This window comes from Dactylosporangium sp. NPDC005572, assembly GCF_040605515.1.
Lineage (GTDB): Bacteria > Actinomycetota > Actinomycetes > Mycobacteriales > Micromonosporaceae > Dactylosporangium.
Genome location: NZ_JBEXCY010000016.1, coordinates 80,389 through 105,363 on the forward strand (window position 1 = coordinate 80,389; position 24,975 = coordinate 105,363).

Annotated in this window: 21 protein-coding genes and 2 pseudogenes; 9 read left to right on the forward strand and 14 right to left on the reverse strand. The window is 66.7% G+C overall.

The annotated features are described in order from the left end of the window. Positions 1-3: 3 nt before the first annotated feature. Entirely contained in the window at positions 4-1,278 is a 1,275-nt protein-coding gene (locus ABZS66_RS11615; RefSeq protein WP_354757043.1) for an NADH:flavin oxidoreductase/NADH oxidase family protein, read from the reverse strand. Positions 1,279-1,746: 468 nt separating this feature from the next. Here ABZS66_RS11615 and ABZS66_RS11620 point away from each other — a divergent pair, with 468 nt between their 5' ends. Together ABZS66_RS11620 and ABZS66_RS11625 are read left to right on the forward strand one after the other, a co-directional pair. Further along, complete coding sequence (locus ABZS66_RS11620; RefSeq protein WP_354757044.1) at positions 1,747-3,234, forward strand: aldehyde dehydrogenase family protein; 1,488 nt, start codon at positions 1,747-1,749, stop codon at positions 3,232-3,234. Positions 3,235-3,295: 61 nt separating this feature from the next. Next, the gene (locus ABZS66_RS11625) at positions 3,296-3,946 is read left to right on the forward strand and encodes a TetR/AcrR family transcriptional regulator C-terminal domain-containing protein (protein ID WP_354757045.1); all 651 of its coding nucleotides are present in this window, start codon (positions 3,296-3,298) and stop codon (positions 3,944-3,946) included. A gap of 71 nt (positions 3,947-4,017) precedes the next feature. On the opposite strand, the gene ABZS66_RS11630 is transcribed toward ABZS66_RS11625, so the two are convergent. Continuing rightward, positions 4,018-6,288: a LuxR C-terminal-related transcriptional regulator gene (locus tag ABZS66_RS11630; protein ID WP_354757046.1), complete on the reverse strand. Its 2,271-nt coding sequence runs from the start codon at positions 6,286-6,288 to the stop codon at positions 4,018-4,020. A gap of 227 nt (positions 6,289-6,515) precedes the next feature. On the opposite strand from ABZS66_RS11630, the gene ABZS66_RS11635 reads away from it, so the two are divergent. Continuing rightward, on the forward strand, positions 6,516-6,731 hold the full coding sequence (locus tag ABZS66_RS11635) for a DUF5999 family protein (protein WP_354757047.1): 216 nt from the start codon (positions 6,516-6,518) through the stop codon (positions 6,729-6,731). A gap of 108 nt (positions 6,732-6,839) precedes the next feature. Here the strand turns inward: ABZS66_RS11635 and ABZS66_RS11640 are convergent, their stop codons facing one another. Then, a complete protein-coding gene (locus ABZS66_RS11640) occupies positions 6,840-7,472 on the reverse strand; it encodes a TetR/AcrR family transcriptional regulator (RefSeq protein WP_354757048.1) in 633 nt (210 codons plus the stop codon). Positions 7,473-7,874: 402 nt separating this feature from the next. On the opposite strand from ABZS66_RS11640, the gene ABZS66_RS11645 reads away from it, so the two are divergent. The 5 genes and pseudogenes from ABZS66_RS11645 (at position 7,875) to ABZS66_RS11665 (ending at position 12,091) form a co-directional block, all read left to right on the forward strand. After that, positions 7,875-8,657, forward strand: coding sequence for an SDR family oxidoreductase (locus tag ABZS66_RS11645; protein WP_354757049.1), 783 nt, complete (start codon positions 7,875-7,877; stop codon positions 8,655-8,657). Positions 8,658-8,776: 119 nt separating this feature from the next. Next, positions 8,777-9,562: an SDR family oxidoreductase gene (locus ABZS66_RS11650; RefSeq protein WP_354757050.1), complete on the forward strand. Its 786-nt coding sequence runs from the start codon at positions 8,777-8,779 to the stop codon at positions 9,560-9,562. A 938-nt stretch (positions 9,563-10,500) separates the two neighbouring features. Beyond that, a complete protein-coding gene (gene aroQ / locus ABZS66_RS11655; RefSeq protein ID WP_354757051.1) occupies positions 10,501-11,121 on the forward strand; it encodes a gamma subclass chorismate mutase AroQ in 621 nt (206 codons plus the stop codon). 72 nt (positions 11,122-11,193) lie between these two features. Then, positions 11,194-11,580, forward strand: a pseudogene (locus ABZS66_RS11660) (alpha/beta fold hydrolase); the annotation flags it as partial. 49 nt (positions 11,581-11,629) lie between these two features. Then, the gene (locus ABZS66_RS11665) at positions 11,630-12,091 is read left to right on the forward strand and encodes a hypothetical protein (RefSeq protein ID WP_354757065.1); all 462 of its coding nucleotides are present in this window, start codon (positions 11,630-11,632) and stop codon (positions 12,089-12,091) included. Positions 12,092-12,902: 811 nt separating this feature from the next. Here ABZS66_RS11665 and ABZS66_RS11670 read toward each other — a convergent pair. The 10 genes and pseudogenes from ABZS66_RS11670 to ABZS66_RS11715 all read right to left on the reverse strand — a co-directional run bounded on the left by ABZS66_RS11670 (position 12,903) and on the right by ABZS66_RS11715 (position 23,779). Further along, a complete protein-coding gene (locus ABZS66_RS11670; protein ID WP_354757052.1) occupies positions 12,903-14,300 on the reverse strand; it encodes an amidase family protein in 1,398 nt (465 codons plus the stop codon). Between the two features lie 832 nt (positions 14,301-15,132). Continuing rightward, the gene (locus ABZS66_RS11675; RefSeq protein ID WP_354757053.1) at positions 15,133-15,528 is read right to left on the reverse strand and encodes a hypothetical protein; all 396 of its coding nucleotides are present in this window, start codon (positions 15,526-15,528) and stop codon (positions 15,133-15,135) included. 137 nt (positions 15,529-15,665) lie between these two features. Continuing rightward, a pseudogene (locus ABZS66_RS11680) lies at positions 15,666-15,994 on the reverse strand (transposase); the annotation flags it as partial. An 11-nt stretch (positions 15,995-16,005) separates the two neighbouring features. Further along, positions 16,006-16,164, reverse strand: coding sequence for a hypothetical protein (locus ABZS66_RS11685; RefSeq protein WP_354757054.1), 159 nt, complete (start codon positions 16,162-16,164; stop codon positions 16,006-16,008). 218 nt (positions 16,165-16,382) lie between these two features. After that, positions 16,383-17,501 (reverse strand): ABC transporter ATP-binding protein, encoded by a 1,119-nt coding sequence (locus tag ABZS66_RS11690; RefSeq protein ID WP_354757055.1) that lies wholly within the window; start codon positions 17,499-17,501, stop codon positions 16,383-16,385. Continuing rightward, complete coding sequence (locus ABZS66_RS11695; RefSeq protein WP_354757056.1) at positions 17,498-19,249, reverse strand: iron ABC transporter permease; 1,752 nt, start codon at positions 19,247-19,249, stop codon at positions 17,498-17,500. The genes ABZS66_RS11690 and ABZS66_RS11695 overlap by 4 nt, the downstream gene beginning before the upstream one ends. Before the next feature lie 65 nt (positions 19,250-19,314). Then, on the reverse strand, positions 19,315-20,379 hold the full coding sequence (locus tag ABZS66_RS11700) for an ABC transporter substrate-binding protein (protein WP_354757057.1): 1,065 nt from the start codon (positions 20,377-20,379) through the stop codon (positions 19,315-19,317). Positions 20,380-20,514: 135 nt separating this feature from the next. Then, positions 20,515-21,201: a response regulator transcription factor gene (locus tag ABZS66_RS11705; RefSeq protein WP_354757058.1), complete on the reverse strand. Its 687-nt coding sequence runs from the start codon at positions 21,199-21,201 to the stop codon at positions 20,515-20,517. Then, the gene (locus ABZS66_RS11710) at positions 21,198-22,133 is read right to left on the reverse strand and encodes a HAMP domain-containing sensor histidine kinase (protein ID WP_354757059.1); all 936 of its coding nucleotides are present in this window, start codon (positions 22,131-22,133) and stop codon (positions 21,198-21,200) included. The genes ABZS66_RS11705 and ABZS66_RS11710 overlap by 4 nt, the downstream gene beginning before the upstream one ends. A 221-nt stretch (positions 22,134-22,354) precedes the next feature. Then, positions 22,355-23,779 (reverse strand): GDSL-type esterase/lipase family protein, encoded by a 1,425-nt coding sequence (locus ABZS66_RS11715; RefSeq protein ID WP_354757060.1) that lies wholly within the window; start codon positions 23,777-23,779, stop codon positions 22,355-22,357. 10 nt (positions 23,780-23,789) lie between these two features. On the opposite strand from ABZS66_RS11715, the gene ABZS66_RS11720 reads away from it, so the two are divergent. Beyond that, complete coding sequence (locus ABZS66_RS11720; RefSeq protein WP_354757061.1) at positions 23,790-23,990, forward strand: hypothetical protein; 201 nt, start codon at positions 23,790-23,792, stop codon at positions 23,988-23,990. A gap of 144 nt (positions 23,991-24,134) precedes the next feature. Here the strand turns inward: ABZS66_RS11720 and ABZS66_RS11725 are convergent, their stop codons facing one another. Next, positions 24,135-24,938 carry an RICIN domain-containing protein gene (locus ABZS66_RS11725; protein ID WP_354757062.1) on the reverse strand — a complete coding sequence of 268 codons (804 nt, stop codon included), beginning with the start codon at positions 24,936-24,938 and terminating at the stop codon, positions 24,135-24,137. Positions 24,939-24,975: the final 37 nt, after the last annotated feature.

The window sequence follows — 24,975 nt, forward strand, 5'->3', positions numbered from 1 at the left end:
GCGTCACCTCGACAAGGAGTACGGGAAACGAGTGGCGATGATGTCGCGGGCGTTGGTCAGCAAGGCGATCGCCAGGGCGACAGTCGGCCTGCGATTGGGGCGGACGGGCTTGCCGCGACCGAGGCGGGCGATCTGCTGCTGGTGCCAGGCGCTGTTGAGCAGGTCGTCGACCGGTTTGATGCCCACGGACGGGATCTGGGCTCGGCTTCGCTCGGTGGTGCCGGCCAGGATGCGCCGGGGGAAGTCCGGTTCGTGCGCGATCGGCCGGGCGAGGCCGACGACGGCTACCGAACCGCCGCAGACCGCGTCGATCATGGCGGTCCTGGTGCGGAAGCCGCCGCTGACCATCAGGGGCACCGTAACTTCGCGTGCGAACCGCTCGGCGAACGTGAGGAAGTACGCCTCGCGGGCCCGGGTCGATTCGCGTATTGGCGCGCCGTCAACCATTGCGGTGCTCTCGTGGGTGCCGCCGGAGAGCTCGATCAGGTGGACGCCTTCACGTTCCAGCGCTCTGGCCACGACGAGCGCGTCGTCGGAGGCGAAGCCGCCGCGCTGGAAGTCAGCGGAGTTGAGCTTGACGGCGAGGATAAACGAGGCGGGGGTCGCAGCTCGGACCGCGCGCACGATTTCAAGCAGGAACCGCATACGGTGCTCGATCGACCCGCCCCACTGGTCAGTGCGCCGATTGACGAGTGGGGACAGGAACTGGCTGATCAGATAGCCATGCGCGGCGTGCAGCTCGACTCCCGCGAAGCCGGCCTGTGCGGCAACCCTCGCCGCAGTGGCGAACCGTTCGATGACGATACCGACCTCGGCGTCGGTGAGCTCCCGGGGTGCAGGGAAGAGCCGGCCGCCGACAGTCAGCGGCACCGCGGAAGCCGAGACAACGTCGTGGGCGCGGCCGGCGACCGAATGCCCGCGCATCGTCTGCCGGCCGGGGTGGGACAGCTGCAGGAGAAACCGGACGGGCGTACCGTCGGTGACGGAGGCCCAGGCCCGCAGCTGCTCCAGGTGGCGGCCATCCTCGATGACGACGTTGCGGGCGCCCTCCAGCGCCGCCCCGTCGATCATGACATTGCCGCTGATCATGAGACCCACGCCGGACATTGCGAGCTGCTGGTAGGCGCGGATGAGCTGGCGGGTCGGCGCGCCGCGACGATCGGCGAGGTGCTCGCTGGTGGCGGCCTTCGCAAGGCGGTTGCTCAGCACAACACCGTTGCTCAGGCGTAACTCAGTCGAGAGGACCGATCGCGCATCGGCATTGACATGCTCACACATACAATCTCCTATACGACGTACATGGACGTCACATAGGATTAACTCTCGCGCCACATAGCTGTCAAGACATGAGTCCAAACTTCAATCTCGGACGACACTGCCGCGCCGGCCTGGCGGGCCGACTCAGGCCGCGGCCGACGCCACGGCCTCGGCGCTCAGCTACAGGCGCTGCGAGCGAAATGATGTCGTTGATCGCGCCGACCATCGCGGCCACGAGCCACGCCGAGGCGCAACCTTCAGGCGAGCACTTCCCACTGAGCGGCTTCGCCGACCAGCAGTCGGGCATGGCCGCCAGACCGGCGCCGGCCGACGTTGGGCCCAACGCCCATGTCCCGGAGCTCGAACCTGGACATCGCACGCGGAAGCCGCACTGCATGACCGGTGGCACACCACCGCTTGACAGGAGACCCACGACGGACTCAACTATATGTCGTACATGTAGTAGATATAGTCCACGAAGGTGACTCGATGACGACAGTTGGCCCGCGGCCGGAAACGGCCGCCGCGAGCGAGACGTTCAGCTCATGGAGCCCGGCGACCGGGACACCGGTCGGGACCTTCCCCGTCCACACCGCGGCGGACGTGCACGCGACCGTCGAGCGCGCCCAGGACGCCGCGCAGTGGTGGTCCTCGCTCGGGTTCACCGGCCGATCCGAGCGTCTCGCCCAGTGGCGGAAACTCTTCGTCCACCGGCAGGCGCAGCTGATCGACCTGATGCGTGCCGAGACGGGCAAGTCACTGGCCGACGCCCGACTGGAGTTCGTCCTCGCCCTCGAGCACATTGCGTGGGCCGGCAAGCACGCCCGAAAGGTGCTGCGTCCGCAAAGGCGGCGGGCAGGTCTACTCATGGCCAACCAGGCCGCAACAGTCGAGTTCCAGCCGCTGGGAGTCATCGGCGTCATCGGCCCGTGGAACTATCCTCTCTTGACGCCGATCGGCTCCATCGTCTATGCCCTCGCCGCGGGCAATGCCGTCGTGTTCAAACCCAGCGAGCACACCCCCGCAGTCGGGAGGTGGCTCGCCGACACCTTCGCCGAGGTGGCGACAGAGCATCCGGTATTCCAGACCGTCACCGGCTTCGGCCCCACCGGCGATGCACTGGCGCGGTCCAGAGTCGACAAGATCGCATTCACCGGCTCTACCGCCACCGGCAAGAAGATCATGGCCGCCGCCGCGGAAGCGCTCACCCCGTTGATCATCGAAGCGGGCGGCAAGGACCCTCTGCTGGTGGACGCCGACGCCGATGTCAACGCCGCCGCCGAGGCCACCATCTGGGGCGCGTTCACCAACGCCGGCCAGACCTGCATCGGCATCGAACGGGTCTACGTACACGAGCAGATCTATGACGAGTTCGTTCGCAAAGTGACGAGCCTGAGCCGCCAGATCCACGCCGGCGAGGACTACGGCCCGATGACGACACCCAACCAGCTCGACATCGTCAGCACGCACATCACTGACGCCCTTTCCCAGGGGGGCACGGCGCTCGTCGGCGGCGCAGACGCCGTCAATGACCGGTACGTCCAGCCCACCGTGTTGATCGACGTACCCGAGGACGCCACTGCAGTGCAAGAGGAGACGTTCGGCCCGACCGTCACGATCACGAAGGTGGCCGACATGGACGAGGCCATCCGCAAAGCCAACGGCACCCGCTACGGACTCGGCGCCGCCGTATTCTCCCGCGCCCGCGGTGTGGAGTTGGCCCGGCGACTGCGGACCGGGATGGTGTCGGTCAACGCTCCGCTGTCGTTCGCTGCGATCGCCTCGTTGCCGTACGGCGGGATGGGCGACTCCGGCTTCGGTCGCATCCATGGCGAAGAAGGGCTGCGCGAGTTCACCAGGGCGAAGTCCATCGCCCGCCAACGCTTCGCAGCCCCGATCAGCCTCACCACGTTCCAGCGCAGCCCCCGGCTCGACGCGCGTGTCGACGCCATCATCAAGCTGTTGTACGGCCGCTGAGCACGGTCCAGGCAACGGCAGCAGCTACAGTCTGATCGTGGTGAAGTCTCGAGAACCAGCGATGCGGGAACGATTGAGCCGAGACGCGATCGTCCATCGGGCGATCGAGGTCGCGGACCGCGAAGGCGTCGCAGCGGTCACCATCCGGCGGCTCGCCGACGACCACGGGGTCACCCCGATGGCGCTCTACTGGCACTTCAAGGACAAGGAAGAGCTGTTCGACGGCATCGCCGAACGGCTCTTCGCCGACGTCACACTCCCTCTGCTCACCGGCGCGGCCTGGCACACGGAACTCCGGGCAGTGCTCGGAGCGTTCCTCGCCGCGATCCGCCCCCACCCAACCGTCGCCGACCTCGCGCTCACCCGAATCCTCGCCTCCGACGCTGGGCTGACCATCGCCGACCGGGTGCTCGGACTCCTGCGGCAGGCCCGGTTCTCCCCGGAGCAGGCCGCCGAGGTGGGTAGCTACCTGCTCTGTGCGATCATCACTCTGGTGAGGTCGGAGCCCGGCCCGGAACGCGCCCTCGACGAGGAGGTGCGCGACGCTGCCGTCCGCGAGAAACGCGCCCGGCTGCACGCACTCTCGCCCAAGCGCTTTCCCAACGTTGTCGCCTCCGCCGATGCCCTCGCCGACTGCGCCAACGAGGACTCATACTTCGAACGCGGCCTCGACCTTCTCGTCGAGGGGACGCGCGGCATCCAGCCGGGCTGAGCCGCAACGACGCCAGCACGGACAGCGGTGGCCAGCTGCTCAAATCCGCGAACGCCGCACCGCCTCCGCGCTCAACGATCGCGGCTGCCTGCCACCCAGGCGGCGATCTGCGCTCGCGACGTGTAGCCAAGCTTGATCAGGATGTGCTCGACGTGGCACTCCGCGGTCCGTTGCGCGATAACCAGCCGGGCGGCGATCTCCTTGTTGCTCAGGCCGTCCGCAACCAACTCGGCGATCTCGGTCTCCCGGCGGGTGAGCTGTGTCGCGACGGCGCCGGGCTCAGCCTGAGCGGCACCGTGGTCGGGTTTCACGCCGAGGGCGAACGTCACCGCTTCATCCAGGGGAAGCGCTTGACCTTCCTGGACGGCGGCCTCGAAGGCACTCGGTCCGAGCGCTTTACGAAGCTCCGTCAAACACCGCTCGTGATCATTGACAATGGTCACCGGTAGGGGGGCACCCAGCGAGCGCCAGCCGGTCCGAGCCACGCCAAGCAACCGAGCGGCTCTTGCACTCTGGCCTTGCGCGTTGGCTAACCAGGCCAACAGCTCGAGCGAAAACGCGACCGCCCAGCTGAGCCCGAACGGCTGCCGTAGGCGGACGCTCTCCGTCCCGAAGTCCCCAGCCCGTCGCACATCGCGCTTGTGCCAGGCGATGAGTCCCAGGGTCAACCACGCGTGGGCCGCACACCACCGCTCGCCGTGCGCCTCGCTGAGCGCGAGGATCTCCTGGCAAAGCGCCTCGGCGCGGTCGGTGTCGCCATGCAGGATCCAGGCGCTGCTGAGGTGGGTGAGCGTCACAGCCGTACCGAACAGATCGCCGATCGTGCGATACGTGGCCAGTGCCTCCTCCAACGGCTCGACCGCGCTTGGCCGACCGTGCAGCAGCTCGGCCAAGCCTTCGGTCGTTGTCAGGTGCGCCACCATAGTGTCGTCGCCGAGCTTCTCTGCGAGGATTCGTCCCTCAGCCAGCAACACCAACCTTTCGGCGTCCAGGCCCTGCAGTGTGGCGAGCCGACCCGCGACTGCCAGAGCTCGCATGCGGTCCGCACTCGGCGTGGTGTCAAACGCGAGCAGCCGTTGCAGCCACCGCCGGCCTTCCACCACCATCCCGGCGCACCACAAGGGCTCAAGGGCGGCGGCGATGCGCTGCCCCGCGCCCGCAGCCTCCCGTTCAGTGAGGCAGTAGCCCAACACCGCCCGGATGTTGGCGAGTTCAGCCAGCAAGCGCTGATACCAGGCGACCTGATTCGGACTGAACAGCTCAGCCTCCGTCCGGAGGACCAGACGCAGATACAAGTCCCGTTGCCGGCGAAGTAACTGCGCCTGTCCGCCCACTTCCTGGAGCCGGTCCAAGCCGTACTGTCGGATCGTTTCCAGCAGTCTGTACCGTGCCTGGCCACCGTGGTCTTCACGGACCACCACCGACTTGTCGACCAGGCCCGCCATCAGCCCCGCGATCGATTCGACGGGCAACGTGTCGTCTGCGCACACCTGCTCCACCGAGTCCAGCTCGAAGCTACCGGCGAACACCGATACGCGAGCCCACAACAGCTGCTCCCGAGCTGTCAGCAGGTCAAAGCTCCAGTCGATGAGTGCCCGCAGTGTCCGTTGCCGTGGCATCGCTGCCGGACTACCCGCCCGCAGCAGCCCATAGCGGTCCTCGAGCCGATCCAGCACCTGGTGCACCGACAGCGCCCGCAACCGTACTGCCGCGAGCTCAATGGCCAACGGGATCCCGTCCAGGCGCGAGCAGAGCCGGGCTACCGCCTCACCGTTGTCGGGCCCCACCACAAATCCCGGAAACGCTGCTGTGGCTCGTTCTGCCAACAGGCTGACCGACTCATACCGCATCAAGGTATCCGTCGTCGGCGACGGCCGATCCGACCGCGGTATCGACAATGACGGCACCTGCATCACGCGTTCACCGTTGACGCCCAACGGCTGTCGTGACGTTACGAGCACCCGCAGTTGCGGGCACGAGCGCAGCAATGCGTCGACCAGCAGCGCGCATTCGGTCACCACGTGCTCGCAGTTGTCCAGCACCAGCAGGATCTGGGCCTCCGCCAGGTGCTCCGCCAACCGACTGACGCGCCAAGGCGCTGCCGCGTCGCTCAGGCCCAGCGCCGCAGCCACCGTGGGCACCAAGAGCGTCGAGTCGTTCAGCCCAGAGAAGTCGACCAACCACACGCCATCGCTGAACGCCCGGTGAAGCTCCCCTGCCAGGCGTAGCGCCAACCGGGTCTTGCCGACTCCGCCGACCCCGGTCAACGTCACCGCTCGGCTTTCGGACAGCAAACTCCGCACGTCGGCCAACTCACGCCGACGCCCGATGAAACTCGTCACCTCGACCGGCAGGTTACCTCTGCGACTCGATGACACCGATACCGCCATATGCGGTCAAAGTATACCTAGTCGACGCCGATGAGCACTGTCGCCACCCGTACCTAGAGTCCGAGCATAGGTACCAGTACCGGTAGTTCTCCCATGGTGTGATCAGTTCTCGGCCGGGACGCTGGTGATGTTGGATCGAGTGGCGGACCGCCACATTACCAAGATCATCGAGGTGTGCCATGTGTCAGCACCAGCCCCTGTGCCCTCCGGCCGCTACACCCGGCCGCTCGACCGCTCGGGTCGTCGCGTCCCACCCCGAACAAGGGTGGAGCCTGCTGTGTAACGGTGTCGTGGTGTTCGAAGATACCGGTGAACTACTGCCGGACGGGCGCACCATCGGCCCACATCGGCCAACCTGGACCAACGAGGGTGCCGAGCTTGCCGGGTGGCGATGACGCCCGCATGCCGGCGGAGGTCTACTACGTCGCGAGGCAGGCGCCCAGCACTGCAACAACTCGCGGCTCAACACGGTGCCCATGCCCGGGGATTTCCCATGCACTCCTTCACAGTCGACCCGACTCGGCCAGCGCCAACAGGTCGCTCGCTGCTTGGCGTGCGCGCTTCTGAATTACCAGCGGATCGGGAATCGGACCGCCGAGCAGAGCGGTCTCGACCAGGTCGGCCTGCACGAGCGCTGAAAACACGTGTGCGGCGCGGGTAGGATTTTTGATCTTGACACGAAGCGCAGCGGGCCAGCTTGCCAGATGTCGGGTGAATAGCACCACTCGTTCGCCGATGATTTCTTGCTGATAGCGGCGACCAAGTTCGGGGAACCGGTGCGCCTCGAGCGTCACGACCCGGAACAGCGCAAGCTGCTGTTCGGACAGGATGTTGCGCAAAAGATCAGACCCGGCCCTCGTTAATCCTTGCAGCGGCGGCATCCGCAGCCAGTCCGGGTCGGCCTCCCGATCAGGGGTGCTGCAGGCCTTCCGAATGACGGCGATGAAGAGATCGTCCTTGCTGTCGAAGTGCCGATACAGCGTTGCGATGGAGACGCCCGCGCCGGCGGCGATGCGGTTGACGGAGCTTCCGGAGTATCCCTCCCGAAGAAACGCCTCAAGCGCGGCGACGACGATCGCGTCTCGCTTGCGCGTCATCAGCCCAGCCTTGGGGTCGGTCGCGGCCCAGGTGCGCACACTTCCTCCGATGCCTGCCTCACGATTTGACGCAAGCATACGACAGCGGATACTTTCGTTCTTACGACAGTAACCGCTTTCGTAAGCACTGGTGTGAACGAGCATGATTTCCGCGAGCCCCCACGCGCCCAGCGATTTCGTGCATAGAAGCGGACCGGCGAGAGCTACAGATCGCCACCGTCGATGGCCACCGCACTGCCCGAACGCGGCACAGCGGCGATGGTCAGACGGCCGAATACTCGCAGCTCGCCCGCTGGAAGCTGTTTGACCGGTCGGGTGGCAACAAACCGGTCCTCGCGGCCGCCGTCTCTACTACCGGCTCTCCGCGATCACGGGCGGTTTGGGCGCCGACCCGCGCACGGCATCCGTACACGCAACCCACTGCCAAGAAGGAGCCAGGACATGGATCTCCACCTCACCGACAAGGTCGTCATCGTGACGGGCGCCTCGGCGGGCATCGGGCTGGCCACCGCCCAGCTGCTCACCGACGAAGGGGCAGTAGTCGTAGGCGTCTCCCGCCAGCCGGTCGAATCCACGATCGGCGATGCAGGCAGCGTCATTGCCGCAGACCTCACCGACGTGGACTCTGCCTCACGCATCATCGAGACCGTCGTAGAGCGGTATGGTCGAATCGATGGACTGGTGAACAACGCGGGCGGGCTTCACCTCCGCGAGGGCTTCCTGTCCATCACGGAGGAACAGTGGCTGGCCGCCTTCCAGCTCAACTTCCATGCCGCCCGCCGGATGAGCCGGGCGGCATTGCCGGCTCTCCTCAAGACCGGCGCCGGCAGCATCGTTCACGTTGGTAGCGAATCGGCGCGGCTAGCCGCGACCTACAACCCTGACTATGCCGCGGCGAAGCTCTCCCTGCTGTCTATGTCCAAGTCGCTGGCGACCGAGTTTAGCCCGCAGGGCGTCCGTTCAAACGTTGTCACCCCGGGCATGACACGCACTCCGCTGTACGAACGGCGGGGTGGGTTCGGCGAGCAGATCGCCAACGCGCTCGGCACGGACGTGGATGGCGCGATCGAGCAGGTCCTCAACAACCTTCGCCCAACCTTGACCCGCCGTATGGCCGAGCCGAACGAAGTCTCTGCCGTCATCGCGTTCCTGATCTCACCCTTGTCGAGCCAGGTCACCGGTGCCGAATGGATCATCGACGGCGGGGCCCTGCCACAGATCTGACCACCGTCACCACCGCCGTTCGCGACTTGAGGTGACGCACCTGATGAAGGAGCCCGTCGCCCCAGCTTCGGTCGGAACCATACAGTGAAGATCATGAACATTAACCGCGAGGGACAAGCATGGATCTGGAACTGACCGGCAAAGTGGCGGTGATCACCGGGACCGCCCACGGAATCGGCCGGGAGACGGCACGCCAACTGTTGGCCGAAGGAGCCATCGTCGTCGGTGCGGATGTAGAACCACAGGACGAGGACGGGCTCGGGCACAACTTCACCCCGGTCCAGGTCGACTTGGTCGACCCTGAAGCTCCACAGCACATCATGAACCTCACCCTGGAGCGGTTCGGCCGTGTCGACGGGTTGGTCAACAACGTGGGCGCGACGCGGCTGTATCCCGGCTTCCTCGAGATCCCCGAAAGCCAGTGGATGGACGGCTTCGAGGTCAACTTCCACTCCGCCCGCCGGATGACGCGCGCCGCGCTGCCGACCATGCTGGAGCAGGGCAGTGGCAGCATCATCTTTCTGGCGACCGACGCCGCACGGTACCCGGCACCTCAGGAACTGCACTACTCCGTCGCGAAGTCCTCGCTGTTGAACTTCTCCAAGGGACTGGCCATGGAGTTCAGTCCGCGCGGCGTCCGCTCCAACGTCGTGTCCCCCGGTCCGACGCGTACCTGGATGTATGACGCTCCGGGGGGTTGGGGCGACCAGGCCGCTGCGGCGCTGCAGATGGAGAAGGAAGCGGCTATCGAGTTCATCTTCACGAACATGCGGAAGATTCCGACCGGGCGCCTGGGACGGGCCGAAGACGTGGCGCCCGTCATCAGTTACCTGCTCTCGCCGTTGGCGAGTCAGGTGACCGGGGACGAGTGGTCCATCAACGGTGGCGACCTGCCGCAGATCTAGTGCACCCGTCACACCACAAGCTGCACAAGAATCTGCGTTCTACGGGTGCGGCTCGGTGGCGGTGGTCGTTCCCACACCTAGGGACAGTCCGGGGCGTGAGCTGCGTCCGAGGCGATTTACCACATACGCGACCTCGTCGGCGTCGACAAAGGACTGTCCGGCCAACCCCACGTCGGCAGGCGTGGTGGGACCGGCCCCACCATCGCTTTCTACGCCATCGCCAAAGAATGACGAATGTCATATCGATGAACTTCACGGCCATGCCGTCCGTAGTTCCGGACATCTGCCATCCGAGCACTTCGAAGGAACTGACGTGCCTGTTCGTTCACTCCGCCGGCCCACTGTTCGCTGCGGGCCCGGCCACCGGCGTCTGGCCATCGTCGGGCGTGGACCACGCAATGCCCGACGCGGACGACGCGACGCCAGCGAAGGACGGCACGGCAGTATGCGCCCCAGGTCCGGCTGTTCAACCGCGGATGGCCGACGACGCGCCACGAACAGCGCGTTATCGTCGGGGCACCGGTCCCGGCGGGAGACCACGGTGTACGTGACCCCGGGCCCGCCAGCCGCCGCCCCTGCCGCCCTGACTGCCAGTGGAACGGTCCATGGCGTCCCCCACCGCGGCACTTCGGACACCTCGACCGAGTCGCCGGGACGACGCGGACGTCCAGCACCATGGTTGCGCTACAACCGCAGACATCGGTTGCCTCGACACAGGCTGCGCCTGGTCCCTCCCACTCCCGCCATCCTCCCCGCCAAGCTTCGGGACCGGACCTTCAAGATCCGCGTAGCGACCACTGCCGCCTGGCAACCGTCGACCGTGAGGAGCCGCGAAAGCCTCCGGTCCTCGGCCGATCAACCCCAGGGGGGCCGGTGCCCACCTCTAGCAGCACGATCGCGAAGCAAGTGCTTACCAACTGGGAAGGTTTGTAGTGCGGATGGAGTACCACCCGACTTGCCACCGTCAAGGCCATAACCTCAGTCAAACTGTCGACGACGGTAGTGGTGTCCGACCCGGTGCATATCCGCCGGAGGTCGCGCCGCAACCGACGCGCCCCTGCCACATCGACGGACTGTTGGACCTAGCTGCAATCGTTGCCCAGCGCATCCGGATGAGCGACAAAGTACTCGCAGCCAAGCTCGGCGCCAGCCTGCCGATCGACGATGCGGCCCGGGAGCAACAGGTGATCGACCGGGCCGTTGCAGTGTCGAGAAAGGTAGGCCTCGATCCGGCGATCGGCACCGGATTCTTCCGAGTGCAGATCGAAGCAAGCAAGCTCCTGCAGCGCGGGCTCCATGCGCTGTGGTCGGCGCATCCAGGACTCGCCCCGGCAGAAACACCCGATCTCGACCGGGACGTCAGACCCGCGCTGGACAAACTGAATGATCAGCTTCTCCACCGGGTCAACGTGACCATCACCGAAAGACGAGACAAGTTCTGTGGCTGCCAAATCCAGCGGGTCGTTGACGTCATTACAGCGTCCGTTGCCGACCACTGGGACTCACTACACCGCGAGGCTCTCCAGGTTGCGCTCGCACCAATCCGTGAGTGGTACTGATCTTGCGTGTCAAGGCAGTCGTGGGCTACCGCGTATCCAGCAACCGCCATGGACGTTTCCGAGGGGGACACGATGACCACGTCCGTCTGTTCCATCGCCGAGGATCGCGATCTTCGCACACCGGACGGCCGGCGCCTCCACGTGTACGAGGCCGGCGACCCGCATGGTGAGCTCATCATCGTCCACCATGGAACGCCGGGCGCCGGTCTGCTGTGGAACCGGTGGGCTAAGGACGCCGCCGCCCGCGGCATCCGCCTCGTCAGTTACGACCGGCCGGGCTACGACAAGTCGGATCGCCATGCCGGTCGCACGGTCGCCGACGCCGCAACCGATGCCGTCACCATCGCGGACGATTGCGGCGTGGCGCGATTCAGAACCTGGGGCGTATCCGGCGGAGGGCCGCACGCGCTGGCGTGCGCCGCGCTGCTGCCAGACCGAGTCATCGCAGCCGCCACACTCGCCTCGGGGGCACCGTACGACGCCGACGGGGCTGGACTGGTTCGCCGGCATGGGCCAGGACAACCTCGAAGAATTCGGCGCCGCCCTGACCGGCGAGACGGCATTGCGGCCGCTCCTCGTCGCGGCCAGCTCCGAACTCGTCGCCGTCGGCCCCGACGGGCTCGCCGACGCGATGCAGTCGCTGTTGCCCCCCGTCGACGCCGCGCTACTCAACAGCGAACTCGCCGTGTTCATGAACGAATCGATGGTCCGTGGTCAGCGCCACGGTGTCGACGGATGGCTCGACGACGACATCGCGTTCACTCGACCGTATGGCTTCGACCTGACGTCGATCAAGGTGCCCGTCCTGCTGATGCAGGGCCGCTACGACATGATGGTTCCGTTTGCCCACGGCCAGTGGCTGGCGAGTCACATACCTGATGCCACCGCAGAACTCACTGAGTATGACGGTCACCTCACCCTCATCACCAGGGTCCATGACGTCCACACCTGGCTCCTTGCGCAGCATTGATGCCGAACCTGCGAGCGCAACCTTTGCCCGCACAGCAGGCCGAAGCTCGCCCCGCGCCTGGACCCGGAGCTGCTACCGAGGATCGACCGGGCTGAGAACACAGCACAGCCGACGTACAGCGACTGGCTCCTGCACTACTACGCTGGCGATGTCGAGCCCGATAACGTCGACGCCGTCCGGTTCATCGTCGACGCCACCGACAAGACGAACAGCTGACCGCGCAGCCCGGCGCTGACGTGAGGCTGGCCAGCACCGATATCGAGCGCCTGACCCGGCCCTGGGGCGGGGCACGGCCCCGGTTCGACCGCTGGGCCATCCTGTATGACGCGTGTACCGAGCGCAGCGCGTGGAGAGCTACGAGCAGACGCATCAATTCATCAGGCGCCTAGGCCCCGACGTCGACGGCTCCCGTCCGGCGCTTTCCCAACACCGCCGCCTGGCTGCAGCTCAGCCCGACCTCCACCGACCTGCTCGTATCGGGCGCAGATACTGATCCTTGACGGCGAAATCGCCTCGCCATGTTCCCTCTATCAGTCACCTGAACCTGGCCCCGATCCGACGGCCGCTCTGCGGATGCCGGCTACGCGCCGGAGCACCCCCAATGCCCGCACCGCGACGGAACGCACAACAACGGACAACCATCCGGCAATCAGGCTTGATCAACAATTTGGGCCCGACGCTAACGCAGCAGTGGGCCGTTTGGAGCCTGCCCCGCACGCCGATTCCGAGACGCAAGCCTCATCCGTTGCACAGCACCACTTCAACAGGCTCTGCTCATTGAGCTCGTCTCGACGTTCGTGACGCAGGTGGATCAGGGCTCAGCTACTTCGGTGTGCTTTGGCCAGCCGGGCGCGTGGCGGCGCCACGGGGCGAGTTGTTCCATCTGCCCGGCCAGGCCAAGGAGCATCAGCTCGGTACCCGGCGGGCCGACGAGCTGAACGGCCGCGGGCAGCCGGTCGGCGCGCACTCCGGCTGGCACCACGACTGCGGGGAAGCCGGCGACATTCCACGGCGCGGCGTAGGGCGCGTAGCGGATGCTTGCCAGCACGTTTGCGCTCCACGAACGATTCGACCAGGTGCGGGCGGGTGGTGGCGCGGTGGCGAGCGCGGGTGTTACGAGTACGTCGATGTGGTTGTCGATGAACCACGTGCGGTAGCGCTCGCGCCATTCGGCGCGGTCTGCGCCGCGGACAAGACCCAGGCGGATGGCGTTCGCGCCGAGCATGACGTGCCGGCGGGTCCTCGGCTGTAGTTCGTCGAGTTCGAGGCCGGCGGCGTCGGCATCGTTGTATGCCGCCGCGAACCATGTCGCGAGTCCGCGCACCGATTGTGACAGCGGGTAGTGCGGATCGAGGGGAACTGTCTCGTGTCCGGCCGACGACAGCAGGCGCGCGGCGTCGTCGAGTCCCCGGCGCGCGGCACGGTCGGGCCGCACACCGAGAGCAGGGCTGCGCACGGATACGGCGATGCGCAGCCGCGCCGGGGACTCGAGCTCCTGCGGTACGCACCCGGCGAGCACGCCGAGCCCGAGCGTAACGTCGGCCACCGTCGTGGCGAGGATGCCGTGCTCGGCGAGGCCGAACCAGTCGTTGGCCCCAATACCCGCCGGCAGGACGCCACGGCCGGGCTTGATCCCCACGATGCCGCAACAGGCGGCCGGGATACGGATCGAGCCGAGTCCGTCGTTACCATGGGCGATCGGTACCAGGCCGGCCGCGACGGCCGCGGCCGCGCCGCCGGATGAGCCGCCCGCCGAGCGATCGGTACGCCACGGGTTGTACGTGGTCGCGGTCGCGTCGTCTGTGATCGGCCACAGTCCCAGCTCGGGCATCCGGGTCACGCCCACGACCACGGCGCCCGCGCCGCGCAGCCGACGGACCACGTCATGGTCGCGGTCAGCGACGGCGGCCCTCGCCTCGGCCGAGCCGTTCCAGGTCGGTAGGCCGGCGACCGGCGTGTTCTCCTTCACCGCGACCGGCACCCCGGCGAGCGCCAACTTACCGAGGTCGGGCCGGTCGTCAACCGCCCGGGCCTCGGCGATGGCGGCCTCGGCCCGGACCTCGCGAAACGCATTGAGCATCCGGTCACCCGCATGGATCGAGTCCAGGTGATCGGCAACGACCTCGGCGGCTGTAGTGTCACCGCGGCGCACCGCATGGGCGATCTCCTTCGCGGCGACGCCGGCCCAGGTGGCTGGCGGACGGAGCATGGAAAACCTTTCATGGTCATGGATCGGGGCTCCTGCCAGGACCCGATGTTGTTCGGCTCGAGGCGTTCCAACTGCAGTCGCTAGGTGAAAGCAAGGAGCCAGAGGGCACCTACGACTTCCAGCGATCAGTCGGTTTGGTCTCCGGATCGTCGGAGTAAATCCAGGCCGGCCGGCGGAGGGTGCTATCGGAGTTTCGGCGGCGTGACCCGGGATGCTGAGGTTGCCGAGAATCGGGCTACCGCAGGATGAGGCTCCACTGGTCAGTCAGAAGACGGCGACACCTACGGTAAGGGCAACTTTCGCCGCAACGACACGTGTACGGGTCATTTGGTTGATACTCCTCATGTCTGGCATGCCGCGTTCACGATGAACGTCCAACTTGTCTAACGATCAGCATTGGATCCGGTTCATCGACTCAACCAACCGTGGCCCGAGTCACAGAGGTGTACAAAAGAACAACATCCGCCATGGTGATCTCTGCGTTGACCCGCCGATGAGGATTGGATGCCGGCACAACCGGCAGGGTTGCCGGTACGTCGGGTGCCTGATCAGGGGTGGAGCTTGGGTAACGTTGCCTGGCGCTCAGGATGCCGACAGGATTCCGGCCAACCAGGCAATTGCACGCCGGATCGTTGGCGAGGTTCGCCGGTCGTCGGCCGGGCGTGCCATATTTCGCGCCGAAGCCAGTCGGGCGAACGGCACGGACGACCTGCTGGAACGGGCGCGCCGATGAATCCGAGCAGAATCGAACCAACCTCGTCAACCGTGGGCCACGGACCGGCTGCATGGCAGCGTTCGGCGAACCACCTCCCTGAACCCGGGCGATCCGTCGTCACTCGGTACCAGCCAGCTTGAACGCGGGGTCACGGTCAGGCCCAGAACATGTGCCACCCTGCAGGAAGTATTCGAATTGCCCGATGGCGTGCGCCAGGGCCCGCGTCGGCGGATGAGTTCGGCTTTTGATCTGGCCGATGATGGACTCGCCTAGGGCGTTGACTCGGCCAGGGCGCCGCAGCTGCCGCCGACCGAACCGACCGTCGGCAGCTGCCCGGACGCCGGCGAGCGCGTCGGTGTAGCGGATCGCCGTGTATTGGTGGCCGGCATCGCAACGGCGGATCAGTCCGTCCAGACGTTCGTCACGACTCCAGATCGCCATCTCGAGCGCTTGCATGGGCAAATCGGTGCCGTAGGCACTGTAGTTCGCCTCGTGGACCTGCTCGTTCAGCATCGCGTCGGCGACCGCGCGACCGACGGTGATCGGGTCCTGGCAGCGTAGTAACCCGACACCGACAGGAACCCGGTATCAGCCGCGTGCAGCACGGTGATGATCGACTCCAGCCCGAAGCGGTCCCTGCGCTCGTCGCCAAAGCGGATCACCTCGGTCCGGGGAGGTCGAGCTCCGCGGCGAAAATCGCGCTCGCCGCCTTCAGGATCTCGTTCGCCCGGCGCAGTTCGGCGTTCTCCCGGCGCAGCCGCTTCAACTCCGCCGACTCGTCACTGGTCGTGCCCGGCTGCCGCCCGTCATCGACCTGCGCCTGGCGTAGCCACTTCCGCACGGTCTCGCTGCTCACATCCAGCTTGTGGGCCACCGACGTGATCGCCGCCCACTCGGTGTTGTGCTCCGGCCGCACCTCCTCAACCAGGCGCAACGCACTGGCCCGGAAGTCAGCTGAATACCTACTCGGTCGTGCCATGACTCATCTCCTCACGGAATGGAGCCTCCACCCCAGGGCGCTTCAAAGGGCGAGGAGGCTGCCAACGCCGACAGCATGTTGTCGAGGTCGAGCCAGCGCAGGAACTGGTTGGGCACTACGTAGACCTCACCGAGCGTGGTGAGTCGGTTCAGCGAGACGACCACGACCACGACGGACTGGACATGAAACAGCAGCTGGGTGGTACACAACGACGAATCTGACGTGGCGGGCGGCTCCGGTGTCGTTCAAGGTCGTCATCGCAGGAATTCGATCACGCTGCCATGCCGGATGGCGGCACCGAGCAGCCGGCTTGGACCGTGTCACCGGGGCAATGGATGGGGCTCGGCGACGCGGGCCCCATCCATTGCCGTACCGCGGGCCCAGGCCATCAATCCTTGGCGAGCAGGTAGGCCCGGGCCGGGTCGATCCGGATGTTGACGTCGTCACCTTCGTCGAACAGCCGGCGAGGGTCCGGTCCCGCCTCGGCGACGGTGAGTGTGCCGGCGATCGTCTCGACCTCGTAGTCGACGGTGTGTCCGTGGAACGTCCGGCGCAGCACCGTTCCCAAGCCTCCTTCGGTTGCAGGTGTCAGCGTGATCGTCTCAGGCCGGGCCATCAGGTAGACCGGGCCGACGTACGGACGTAGCGCCGGATGCGCGGCGACCGTCATCTGCTGACCCAGCACCGTCACTTCCGCAGTACCGGCAGTGACCCGTTCCGGAACCACCTCGATGAAATTGGCACGGCCGATGAAGTCGGCGACGAACACGGTCGCCGGGCGGAAGTAGATCTCCTCCGGCGTGGCGACCTGTTCGATCCGGCCACGGTTCATCACGACGATCCGGTCTGACATGCTCATTGCCTCGTCCTGGTCATGGGTGACGTAGAGGCTGGTGATGCCGAGCATCTTCTGGATCCGGCGGATCTCCGCGCGCATCGCCCCGCGCAGTTTGGCGTCCAGGTTGGACAGGGGCTCGTCGAATAGCAGCACCCGCGGCTGCATCACCAGCGCCCGGGCGAGCGCGACCCGCTGTTGTTGACCGCCGGACAGCTCGTGCGGGCTGCGCCGATCGAGGCCGATGAGGTTCATACTGGTCAGCGCGATCTGCAGGGAGCTGGCGATGTCGTCCCGGCTGCGCCCGGCCAGGCGCAGTCCATACGTGATGTTCTCCGCGACCGTCAAATGCGGGAAGAGAGCGTAGCTCTGGAACACCATCGCCATCGGGCGCTTCTGCGGCGGCCTGTCGTCGATCACGCGACCGTCAAGTCGCACCTGGCCACCGGAGGCGGTCTCGAACCCGGCGACGATGCGCAGGGTGGTGGTCTTGCCGCAGCCGGAGGGACCGAGCAGCGTGATGAACTCGCCCGGCGCCACCTCGAGGTTCACGTGGTCCACGGCTGTGACCGGTCCGTCTCGCCCAGGGAACGTCTTGATCAGTTCGCACAGCTGTAGGGCCCCCGCAGCGTCGGCGACCTCGAACGTTGCTGGTTGCGTGGGGGCGGTCATCGAGGTTGCCTTTCTGCGGAGGCCACCCGGTGCAGCGTGGCGCTGCCGCCGACGAGAAGCCGGATCAGACCGAAGCTGGTGAGGACGATGGCGGTGAGCACGGTGCAGTACGCGAACGCGACACCGTACCGTCCGGTGTTCGCCGCGCTGAGAATCTGCGACGTGATGATCTTGGTATTCGGGGTTACGAGCAGAATGATGGTCGAGATCGAGGTCATGCTGCGCGCGAAGCTGTAGCTCAGCCCGGTCAGCAATGACGAACGGATGAGCGGCAAGGTCACGGTTCGGAACGTCTGTATCGGAGTCGCGCCAAGACTGGTGGACGCCTCCTCAACGTACGGATGCAGCTGGGTCAGGGCGGCCGACCCTGTCCGTAGTCCCGCGGGTACGCTCCTGACGACAAAGGCGAGCACGATGGCGATCGCACCACCCGCCACGGCACTGCCGCCGACCAGCCCGGGCAATACCTTCACTGGCCCGACGTACAGGTCCGGCCGGTAGGCGAGCAGGAAGCCGATGCCCAGAACCGTGCCGGGCACCGCGACGCCGAGCGTGCCCGCGAAGTCGAGCCACGGGGCGGTGGCTCGAAGGTGCCGGACGGTGAGCCAGGCGATGAGCAGCCCGATGATGCCGGCGACGGGCGTGGCGATCGCCGCCAACATCGTGGTGTCGAGCAGCGCCTCCCGCCCGACACCGGTTACTACCTCGCGCAGATGAGCGAGGGTGAACGTGTTGTCGACGCCGAAGGTGCGGGTCACCGCACCGACGATCACGGTGCCATACAGGGTCGCGATAAACAGCGCGATGAGCACGGCGGCGGCGAAGATGGGCCACCGGGTCCATCCGGTAATCAGGTGCACGCTGCCTGAGGGCCGGCCAGTGATGGTGGCGCGGACCTTCCGGCCGAGCCAGTACCGCTGCGCCACGTATAACCCGATCGACGGCACCAGCAGGATGAGGCTGTAGACAGCGGCGCCGAGGGTGTCGTATTCGCCGGTGACCGCCAGATAGGCGCGGCTGGCCAGCACCGTGTAGTCCCCACCGAGCGTCAGGGGGTTGGCCAGGTCGGCCACTGCCTCGACAAACAGCAGCAGGAATGGCGCGGCGAGACCGGGAGCCAGCAGCGGCAGCAGCACGGTCCGGAAGATCTGCCACCGGGAGGCGCCCATGTTCATCGCCGCCTCCTCCAACGCCGGGTCGAGCGCCCGCATCATGCCCAGCAGCCCCAGGTAGGCGACAGGAAACAGGGACACCGACAGTACGATCACCAGGCCGTCGAGACCGTAAATGTCGTACTCGACGCCGAACAGGCCATGGCTGATCGCGCCACGCCGGCCATACAGAACGATCGCCGCCGTGGCCACCGCAAACGGCGGGCTCACGATCGGTATCATCGCCATCACATGGAGGATTCGCTTGCCCGGCACGGCGAGCCTTGTCTGGACGAAGGCGAACAGAAAGCCCGTTGCGGTGCCGATGAGGCCGACGAGCAGGCCTAGTACCAGGGTGTTGCGCAGGACACGTAGATCCGTAGCGGATGTGAAAAAGTCGGCGTACCGGCCGAACGCGTCCGGAGAAAGCGCGGTGGTGAGCACAGCGCCGACGGGGTAGACGCTGCCGACCAGCACCACCGCCGCACTGAGCACGATGGCGGCCGTGACGCCGGCGTCTCGGCGGCGGCGATGCCTCGGGCCGCGGGGCTTCTCGTCGGTGCTGGGATGGTCAGGAGATTGGACAAGGACGGCCATATCAGGATCGCTCCTCAACGCCGCCTGAGGAGCGACGGCGTCGCCGCTCCTCAGGGATGACGGACCTAAGCTTTCGGTGCGGACGCGACCTCGGTGTCGAACCGCTTGGTGAGGTCCTTCTTCGCCTTGCCGGCCGCGTCGACGTCATAGTCGATGACCTTGACCTTGCTCAGATCGGCAGTCTTGTCCGAGACCTTGGCCGTGGGGTTGGTCGGCGCCTGGTACGCCTTGGCGGCGGGGCCGATCTCCTGGGCCTCTGCGGTGAGGGCCCAGTCGATGTATTCGCGGGCGCTGACGGGGTTGTGGGCGCCCTTCACCAGTGCGACACCGCCGACCTCGTAACCGGTGCCTTCGGCCGGGAAGGAGACCGTGAGGTCCTTGAAGCCCTGCTCCTGCGCGGCGACGCAGTCGTGCGAGAAGATCACGCCGACGCCCACCTCGCCGCGGGCCGCCTGCTGGGCGGGCGCGGCGCCGGACTTGCTGTACTGCAGCACGTTCGGATGTAGTTGCTTCATGTAGCCGAGGGCGGCGTCCTGGTCGCCGTGGTGCAGCGCAACCTGGGTCCACATCGCCGTATATGCGGTGCCGGAGGTCGACGGGTGCGCGATGCCGATGTCCCGCTTCAGGGCCGGGTTGAGCAGGTCCTGCCACGACTGCGGCACGGCGACGTGCTTCTCGGCGAGGATCTTCGTGTTCGAGCAGAAGCCGAGTAGCCCGACGTAGACGCCCGTCCAGCTCCCGGCCGGGTCCTTGTACCGGTCCGGGATGGCTGCCGCGTTCGGCGAGACGTAGTTCTCAAGCAGCTGCTGCGCCACCGCGGCGGCGTAGCCGTCGGCCGGGCCGCCGTGCCAGACGTCGAACTCCGGGTTCGCCTTGCCCGCCTGGATGCGGGCCACCGCCTCGCCGCTCGACAACCTGACATACTCGGCCTTGATGCCGGTCTTCCGGGTGAATGCCGCAGTCATCGCGGTGCACCACTCCTCGGTGGCGCCACACGCGACGGTGACCTTTCCAGTGTCCTTGTCCGACGGGCTGGCAGGGCTGTCAGTCCTGGCGCAAGCGGAGAGCACGACGAGTGCGACCGCCGCCGCGCTGAGCGCGCCGACGGTGCGGGAATATGGGACAGCCACAGGGGGTGACCTCCTCGGTCGGCCGGCGGCGGGCCGGCGTGGGGTGACATCGACCAAGCTAGGCGCCGACTGGGGATCCTCCGGTAACGGCGACGTGAGCGTTGGTGACAGGACCTGTCACCAAACCCTCGGGCGCTACCCTGTCTGCGGTAGGTCGGGAATCAGGTAGCCGACGCCGCGGATCGTACGGATGTACGCTGCGCCGTCGTCGGTAACGGCGAGACGGGAACGCAGCCGATACACGGTCGACTTGACGATGTCACGGCCACCGAGCATGTCAGCAGTGCCCCAAACGGCTCGGAGCAGCTCACGCCACGGCTGCGGCACACCACGGTTGATCGCAAGGTGTGCGAGGAGGTCGAACTCTGTGTAGGGCAGTTCGATCCGGTGTCCGTCGAGCACGACGGTGCGCCGTGCCGGGTCGATCGCCAGCCGACCCACCCGGATCTCCGACGCCGGTCCGCGGCGGCGGCGCACCAGCGCTTCTGCCCGAAGCGCCACCTCGCGCGGATGGAACGGTTTGGTGACGTAGTCGTCTGCGCCGCGCTCGAGACCGGCGATGACGTCGTCGTGCTGGGCGAGCGCGGTCAACAGCATGATCGGGATGTCCGAGCGCAACCGGATACGTTCGCAGACGCTGAGCCCGTCGAGGGACGGCATCAAGACGTCGAGCACGATGAGATCGACCTCATGCTGGCGCAGCAGCTGCAGCGCCGTGGCGCCGTCGTGCGCCACGAGAACCGAGAACCCCTGCGTCTCCAGCGCGAACCCGATGATCGCGGTCATCTGCGGTTCGTCGTCGACGACAAGCGCCGTCTTCACCGGCCACCACCCGCGGGAAGGGTGAGCAGGAAGGTTGTGCCGCGCGTCGAGGTCGTATCCACCATGATTGCACCACCGTGCAGCTCGATGATCGTCTTGGTGATGACAAGGCCGAGGCCGGTACCGTCGGCGAGCGGCCCACCGGTGGCGAACCTGTGAAAGAGCCGCTGGCGCTGCTCCCGGCTCATGCCGCAACCGTCGTCCGTGACATACACGGCAACGCCGGTGTCGATCACCTGAACCCGCACGTGGATGCTGCCGCCGACGGTGGTGAACCGGCTGGCGTTGGAGAGGAGGTTCGTCAGCGCCTGCGCGAGCAGCGTCGGGTCCCCGGTGATCCGGCGGGTCACCTGCGGCGTGTCCAGCGTGATGCGCTGCCGACGCTGCTCACACAGCGCGCGCATCGCGGTCACTACATCACGCGCGACGACCGAAACGTCAGTTGGTTCTAGGCGCGGATTGAAAACACCAGCCTCGACCTTGGCCTGGATCAGCAGGCTTTCACACAGCGCGATCACTTGGGTGCACTGCTGTTCGACGACGGTCACGAACCGTTGCTGCGCCGGGGTCAGCGGTCCGGGCGTACCCTCGAGCAGCAGATCCGCCGCACCCTTCATCATGCTCAAGGGGGTGCGCAGTTCGTGGCTGAGCGCGTTGACTTGCTCTGCCCGTCGATCCAGCAACTCGGTGAGCCGGGCAAGCTCCGTGCGGAGGTTCACCGAGGCGGTCCGCACACCGCTCACCGCCAGAGCGACACCACCGAACAGGCCGGCCGCTGCCACAGCCCAGGGCCACGCCCGCATCGCCATCGTCGCGAACACGGCGATGATGCCCGTGGTGCCTATGAGCCAGACCGTGGTCCGCGGCCATGCGGCGACGCTGCGGGCCAGGCCGTGCTGGTCAGTACTCGGAGTCGCGGCTTCGGTGGTCATCGTTCGTCACCTCGCCGTGAACCTACCAGGCGAGAGCCGGCCGCCGCCGCGTCGCATGTGCCAGTGCCATGTTCGCAGTCCACTAGGGCAGAGCCGACCCAGCGAACCCGGCGTCGTGTCAACGGATGGCAGTGCGCAGGCGCGCACAAGGCTCCTGCAAGACGGCGCAGCCGGCGTGGGCTCGCCGGTGGCCGGCGCGCCCACGCCCAGTTCGGGTGCTCCTAAAGCAGGTCGAACGACTCCCATGAGCCGATCACGGCGCGGTTGGCGATCAGGGCGCCTGTACCGCCATTTTCGGCGCAGACGTACTTGCCGTTGACCGTCGCGCGCAGGGACACGCTGCCGTCGGGGTTGTGGACGAGCTCGAACGTCTCCCAGGGACCGACGGCGTTGCGGTTGGCGATGAGCGGACTGCCACCGGCGGCCTCGGCGGCGACGATCAAACCGTTGGCGTGGGCCCGAAGGGCGATCCGGCCGCCGCCGAGGTCGATGCGGTCGAACTGCTCCCACGGTCCGACGGCGTTGCGGTTGGCGATGAGCGGACTGGCACCGGCGGCCTCGGCGGTGACGATCATGCCGTTGGCGTGGGCGCGGAAACTCACGACCGTGGCCGGCGGCGGCGTGGTGATACCGAAGAGGCCGAGATTGACCGCGTCGGCGATGGCTTGCAGGCCAGCCTCGTTCGGGTGCAGGTGGTCGCCGGCATCCAGACTCGGCAGGAACCATGTCGGGCGGGCCGGGTCGTGGGTGGCGGCGTCCTGGTCGACGACCCCGTCGCAGCCGCTGGCGGTGCTGCGGACGAACGCGTTGTACGCCTGCCGGCCGTTCTCGCCGACCTGGGTCCAATACGATGCGCCCTGGAATGGGGTCAGGGTAGAGCACAGGAACTTGATGTCGGCCTGGTGCGCCCGGCCAATGAGCTGCCTGGCGGCGGTGATGAGCTGATCACCGGTGACAGCGCCGCCGGTGCTGCCGAGGTCGTTGATCGGGTCGTCGGAGAAGATGACCCACTTGACATTGGCCTGGGAGAGCACGTCGCGGTCAAAACGGTTCGCGGCGCTTTGCCCGGCGCCGTCCGCGAGCAGGCGGTTACCACTGATGCCCTGGTTGAGCACGCCGATGGTGCGGCCAGCCTGGTTGAGCCGGATGGCGAGATCGTTGGGCCAGCGTCGGTTGACGTCGCCGCGTGATATGGAGCCATCGGTGAGCGACGCGCCGAGCGTGACTACGGCGCCCTCGGCGGCCAGGTTCTGCACGTCGAGGTTGGTCAGGAAGAAGTAGTTGCCGCGGGTCTGCGGATTCGACAGGGTGGCGTTGCCGGCGACGTTTCCGGCGGCAACGTAGTTGGTCTGCAGGGCCATGTCGTGCACGGTGGCGTTGCCGGTCGGACCCGGCAGGTAGAAACTGACCGCGACGTCCGCGAGCGCATCGACGGTGAACGAGACCTGGTCGCTGACGATGCTGCCGCCGACCGGAATGGTGGTCTGCGTGGCGCCAGCGAAGGTCACCGCCCGGTCGGAAGCAGCGTCGATCGACGATCCGGAGGTCCGCTTCGCGATGTGAACGTTGGCGATCGTGACCGGCTGATTGCCGAACGCGTTGGACAGCCGGACGCGCGCGGCAGTGCCGCCGATGCTGGTGTGCACGATCTGCCGGATGGTCTGCTGGTTGAACGTCGTGCCGCTGGCCTGTGGCGATGCCGCCCAGGTGCCGGTCCATGCCGGTGCGTCGGCCGCCGCCTTCGCGCCTTTGGTGGTGTCTCCGAGGGCCGGCTGCCAGAGGCTGGCGGCGACGATGGCCAGCGCGGTGGCGGTGGCGGCGATGATGAGTTTCCGTGTTCTCATGACGTTCTCATGACTCCGTTTCCTCGTGTGGTGCGGACTGGAAGCGCGATTCGCCGCAATCGCGCTCTCGAACGGTGGCGTAACTTGGGTGTGAGCCTGAACGGCCCCGTTGCTGCCAGGCTTGGGTGTTGCGCGGCACCGTGTGTCGTCGGTGTGGCTATGGCCGTTTGACGAGCTTGAACCGTTGGGCTGCGGAATCGTTGCACGTGTTCTGCTGCAACTGGACGCCGTTGGCGGCGGAATTGTCAGGCACGCTGAGGCATAGGCCACTGTTGCGGGCGGTAAAGGTGTACCAGCCGTCGTCGGTGACGGTGGCCTGCCATTGCTGGTTGGTGCCGCCGCCGTAGGACCAGGTCTGAATCGGGCTACCGGCCTCCGTGGCCGACGGGCCGCCGGTGACGTCCCATGCCTGGTTCTGCGTGGCGGAGTTGCGGTTGAGCACCTTGTAAACGCCGCTGCTGACGATGGCGAGTTGCCATTGCTGGTTCAGTGAGCCGCCGCACGCCCACTGCTGGACGCGCGTGCCGTTGACGGTGCCGGAGTCGGTGGCGTCGATGCAGGCGTCGCTGTTCTGGTTGACCACCTCGTACCAGGCGGTCGGGTCGATACTCGATGCGGTGGTGGTGCCGTTGAACGTCATGAAGTTGAAGTTCCAGCCACCGGAGTCCTGATTGAGGGTGAGCACCTGCAGGCCCGTCGGCAGCGTGAGGCTCGCCGTGGCGTTGGCCCATGCCTGCCACCCGCCGGTGGCTGGGACGTTGACCGCGCCGGTGAGATTCGCTCCCGAGGCACTCGACAAGTGGAACGCGCCCATGACGGCGGACGGCGCGGCGACGCGGAACGTTACTCTGTACGTGCCCGCGGTAGCGACCTTCACGGTGTAGCGCTGCCATTGCCCACCGCCGGTCCAGCCGAGATTCCAACGCCCTGCGGTGTCGGAGGTCGCGCTGAAGGCGTACACCCAGACGCGCTACGGCGTCGCGGACGCACTGTGGGTG